Genomic DNA, 5,149 nt, shown 5'->3' with positions numbered 1-5,149 from the left:
GGTACCTGGAGGAGCAGGACGTCACCGTCTACCTGGAGCTCGGGCCGGGCGGTGTGCTGACCGCCATGGCACAGGACTGCGTGACGCGCGAGGGCACCGCCTTCGCCCCCACCCTGCGCAAGGACCGCCCCGAGCCGCAGGCCCTGGCGACCGCCGTGGCCGAGGCACACGTCCGGGGCACGCGCGTGGACTGGGCCGCGGTCTTCGCCGGTCGCGGCGCCCGCCGCGTCGAACTGCCCACGTACGCCTTCCAGCGCGAGCTGTACTGGCCGGAACCGCCGGCCTCCTGGGTGGGCGACGTCACCTCCGCCGGACTCGGCGCCGCCGACCATCCGCTGCTCGGCGCGACGGTCGCCCTCGCCGACGCCGACGGGCTGCTGTTCACCGGCCGCCTCTCGCTGCGCACCCACCCCTGGCTGGCCGACCACGCCGTCATGGACACCGTGCTGCTCCCGGGAACCGCCTTCGTGGAGCTCGCGCTGCGCGCCGGCGACCACGTGGGCTGCGACCTGCTGGAGGAACTCACCCTCGAAGCCCCCCTGGTGCTGCCGCCACACGGCGGCGTCCAGCTGCAGCTCGCGGTCGGGGCGCCGGACGAGACCGGCCGCCGCCGGCTGACCCTGCACTCGCGGCCGGAGGACGGCGACGACCCCTGGGCCGAGACCACCTGGACCCGGCACGCCACCGGTGTGCTCACCCAGGACACCCCGGCCGCCCCCGACGACCTCGCCCAGTGGCCCCCGAGCGGCGCCATTGAGGTGCAGATCGACGGACTCTACGACCACCTCACCGACTCCGGATTCGCCTACGGGCCGGTCTTCCAGGGCCTGAAGGCCGCCTGGCAGAGCGGCGACGAGGTCTTCGCCGAGGTCCGTCTTCCCGAGCAGGCCCGGCAGGACGCCGCGCTGTTCGGTATCCACCCGGCCCTGCTGGACGCCGCCCTGCACGCCGTCGGCATCGGCAGCCTGCTGACGGAGACCGAACACGGCAGGCTGCCCTTCTCCTGGGGCGGCATCCGCCTTCATGCGGTGGGGGCTGCGTCCCTGCGCGTCCGCCTGTCGCCGGCCGGACGCGACACCGTCGCCGTCACCCTCGCCGACGACAGCGGCACTCCGGTGGCCTCCATCGACTCGCTGCTGCTGCGCCCCGTCTCGCCCGACCAGGTCCGCTCCCACACCGCGCGCGGCACCTTCCACGACGCGCTGTTCCGCGCAGAGTGGAGCGACGCGCGGCTGCCCACCACGACAACCGTGGCAGCCGGCCAGTGGGCGCTGCTCCACACCGACGGCTCCGCGCCCGGCACGGACGCCGACACCGGCAACGGACTCCTCGCCGGGCTCGCCCAGGCGCTGCCGACCGCCGTCACCCACCCGGGCCTGACCGCGCTCGGCCGGGCCCTGGACGCCGGGGCGCCGCTGCCCGAGGCCGTCGTGGTGCCCTTCACGACCGGCACCACCGAACCGGTGCCCGCCGCCCCCGAGTCGCTGCCGGCCGCGGTCCGTGCCGCGCTGCACCGCGCCCTCGACCTGGTGCAGACGTGGCTCGCCGACGACCGCTTCACCGACTCCCGACTGGTCTTCGTCACCCGCGGCGCGATCGCCGCCCAGCCCGGCAGCGACGTGCCCGACCTCGCGCACGCACCGCTGTGGGGCCTGCTGCGCTCGGCCCAGTCCGAGCACCCGGACCGCTTCGTACTCGTCGACCTCGACGACACGGAAGCGTCCCGACTGGCCCTGCCCTCCGCCCTGGCCATGGGAGAACCCCAACTGGCCCTGAGGGACGGCTCCGTGACGGTGCCACGGCTCGCCCGGGTCGCCGCCGACCCCGCGCACATCGCCCCCGCCCTGGACCCGGACGGCACCGCACTGGTGACCGGCGCCACCGGCACCCTCGGCGCCCTCGTCGCCCGCCACCTCGTCACCGGACACGGCGTACGGCACCTGCTGCTGACCAGCCGCCGCGGCCCCGACGCCGAGGGTGCCGCGGACCTCGTGGCCGGGCTGCGGGAACTGGGCGCCGAGGTCACGCTGGCCGCCTGCGACGCGGCCGACCGCACCGCCCTGGCGGAGCTGCTGGCCGGCGTCCCCGCCGACCACCCGCTGACGGCCGTCGTGCACACCGCCGGCGTGCTCGACGACGGCGTCGTCGACTCCCTCACCCCGGACCGCATCGACCGGGTCCTGCCCGCCAAGGTCGACGCGGCGCTCAACCTGCACGACCTCACCCGCGACCTGGACCTGTCGGCGTTCGTGCTGTTCTCCGCCGCCGCGGGCACCCTCGGCGGCCCCGGCCAGAGCAACTACGCGGCCGCCAACGCCTTCCTCGACGCCCTCGCCCAGCGCCGCCGCGCCGAGGGCCGCCCGGCGACCGCCCTCGCCTGGGGCCTGTGGGCCGAACGCAGCGGCATGACCAGCGGCCTCGACGACACCGACCTGCAGCGCATCACCCGTGCCGGAGTCGCCGCACTCTCCTCCGACGAGGGCCTGGCACTGCTCGACACCGCCCTCGCGGTGGGCGAAGCGTCGCTCGTACCGATGCACCTGGACCTGGCCTCCCTGCGCGACGCCGACCCCGCGGCCGTGCCCGCCATGCTGCGCGGCCTGGTCCGCACCCCGGCGCGTCGCGTCGTGAGCGCCACGGGCGCCACCGCCGTCGGCGGGCTCACGGAGCGGCTGCTCGCCCTCGCCCCCGCAGAACGCGACCGCCTGCTGACCGACCTGGTGTGCGCCCAGGTCGCCGCCGTCCTGGGATACCCGGGGCCGGAAGCGGTCGATGCGAGCCGGGCGTTCAAGGAGCTCGGCTTCGACTCGCTGACGGCGGTGGAGCTGCGCAACCGCCTCGGCACGGCCACCGGCGTCCGCCTGCCGGCCACCCTGGTCTTCGACTACCCGACGCCCGTCGCCCTTGCCTCCTTCCTGCGCACCGAGATCCTCGGCCCGGACGCCGACAGCGCGGCCCGCGGTGCGGCGGTGGCCACCGCCGCGGACGACGACCCGATCGTGATCGTCGGCATGAGCTGCCGTTACCCCGGTGGCGTCAGCACGCCCGAAGACCTGTGGCGGCTGGTCCTGGACGGCGGTGACGCCGTCTCCGCGTTCCCCACCGACCGCGGCTGGGACCTCGACGCGCTCTACAGCGACGACCCGGAACGTGCGGGCACCAGCTACACCCGTGAGGGCGGCTTCCTGCACAACGCCGCCGACTTCGATCCGGACTTCTTCGGTATCAACCCGCGGGAAGCCCTCGCCATGGATCCGCAGCAGCGGCTGCTGCTGGAGACCGCCTGGGAGGCCTTCGAGCGGGCCGGGATCGACCCGGCCTCGGTGCGCGGCAGCCGGACCGGTGTCTTCGCCGGCGTGATGTACCACGACTACCTCACCCGCCTGCCCGCCGTACCGGCGGGGCTGGAGGGCTATCTGGGCACCGGTACCGCGGGCAGCGTCGCCTCCGGGCGAGTCGCCTACACCCTCGGCCTGGAAGGTCCCGCGGTCACCATCGACACGGCCTGCTCCTCGTCGCTGGTCGCCCTGCACCTGGCCGCGCAGGCGCTGCGCACCGGCGAGTGCACGCTCGCCCTGGCCGGCGGCGTCACCGTCATGGCCGCGCCCGACACGTTCGTCGACTTCAGCCGCCAGCGCGGCCTCGCGTCCGACGGCCGCTGCAAGTCCTTCTCCGACGACGCCGACGGCACCGGCTGGTCGGAGGGCGCCGGCATGCTCCTTGTCGAGCGGCTCTCCGACGCCCGCCGCAACGGCCACCCCGTGCTCGCGATCGTGCGCGGTACGGCGGTGAACCAGGACGGCGCGAGCAACGGCCTGACCGCGCCCAACGGCCCGTCCCAGCAGCGCGTCATCCGGCAGGCGCTGGCCAACGCCCGGCTGTCGGCCGCGGAGGTCGACGCGGTGGAGGCGCACGGCACCGGTACGACCCTGGGCGACCCGATCGAGGCGCAGGCGCTGCTCGCCACCTACGGGCAGGAACACGCCGAGGACCGGCCGCTGTGGCTGGGCTCGATCAAGTCCAACCTGGGCCACACGCAGGCCGCCGCGGGTGTCGCCGGGATCATCAAGATGGTCATGGCGATGCGGCACGGCGTCCTGCCGCGGACCCTGCACGTGGCCACCCCCTCGACTCACGTGGAGTGGTCGGCGGGCGCCGTGGAGCTGCTGACCGAGAGCCGGGAATGGCCGGAGAGCGACCGGGCCCGCCGGGCCGCGGTCTCCTCCTTCGGCGTGAGCGGCACCAACGCCCACGCGATCATCGAGCAGCCTTCCGAGGCGGACACCGCCGAGCGGGCACAGGACGACCCCGTACCGCTGCCCGTGGTGCCGTGGGTGCTGTCGGGCCGGACCGAGGAGGCGCTGCGGGCGCAGGCCCGGCGCCTGCTCGACCGTGTCGCCGAGGACAGTGGTCTTGAACCGGTTGATGTGGCGTATTCGTTGGCGACGACGCGGGCTGCTCTGGAGCGGCGTGCGGTGGTCGTGGCGGGTGGCCGTGACGGTCTGCTGGCGGGGCTCGAGGCGCTGGCCGAGGGGCGCGGCGCGACCGGACTCGTGCAGGGCATCCCTGCCGGCGGCAAGTCGGCGTTCTTGTTCACCGGGCAGGGCAGTCAGCGGCTGGGGATGGGCCGGGAGCTGTACGACGCCTACCCCGTGTTCGCCCAGGCCCTGGACGAGGTCTTGGCGCGATTCGAACTGCCGCTGCAGGAGGCGGTGTTCGGTGATGAGGCCGAGCTGATTGACCAGACGGCTTACGCGCAGCCCGCCCTGTTCGCGATCGAGGTGGCGCTGTTCCGCCTCCTCGAATCGTGGGGTGTGCGCCCGGACTTCGTCTCCGGTCACTCGATCGGTGAGATCGCGGCGGCGCATTGTGCGGGTGTGCTGTCGCTGGAGGACGCGTGCACGCTGGTCGCCGCGCGCGGCCGGCTGATGCAGGAGCTGCCCGCTGGTGGTGCGATGGTGGCCGTCCAGGCGACCGAGGACGAGGTCACCCCGTACCTGTCGGACGCGGTGAGCATCGCGGCGGTCAACGGTCCGGCCTCCGTGGTGATTGCTGGTGACGAGGACGCCGTACTGGAGATCGCCGCCCGCTTCGAGGAGCAGGGCCGCAAGTCGAAGCGTCTGACGGTCAGTCACGCCTTCCACTCGCC

The 5,149-nt window shown here is 74.4% G+C and carries 1 protein-coding gene; it reads left to right on the top strand.

Translation table 11 applies throughout. The features are described 5' to 3' along the window. A partial coding sequence (locus tag ACZ5NH_RS45150; RefSeq protein WP_468784269.1) for a type I polyketide synthase occupies positions 1-5,149 on the top strand: 5,149 nt, incomplete at both ends.

Source organism: Streptomyces sp. NPDC031426 (assembly GCF_055581585.1).
Note: the sequence above shows the minus strand (reverse complement) of the source record. Positions and strands in the feature narration are given on the sequence as shown.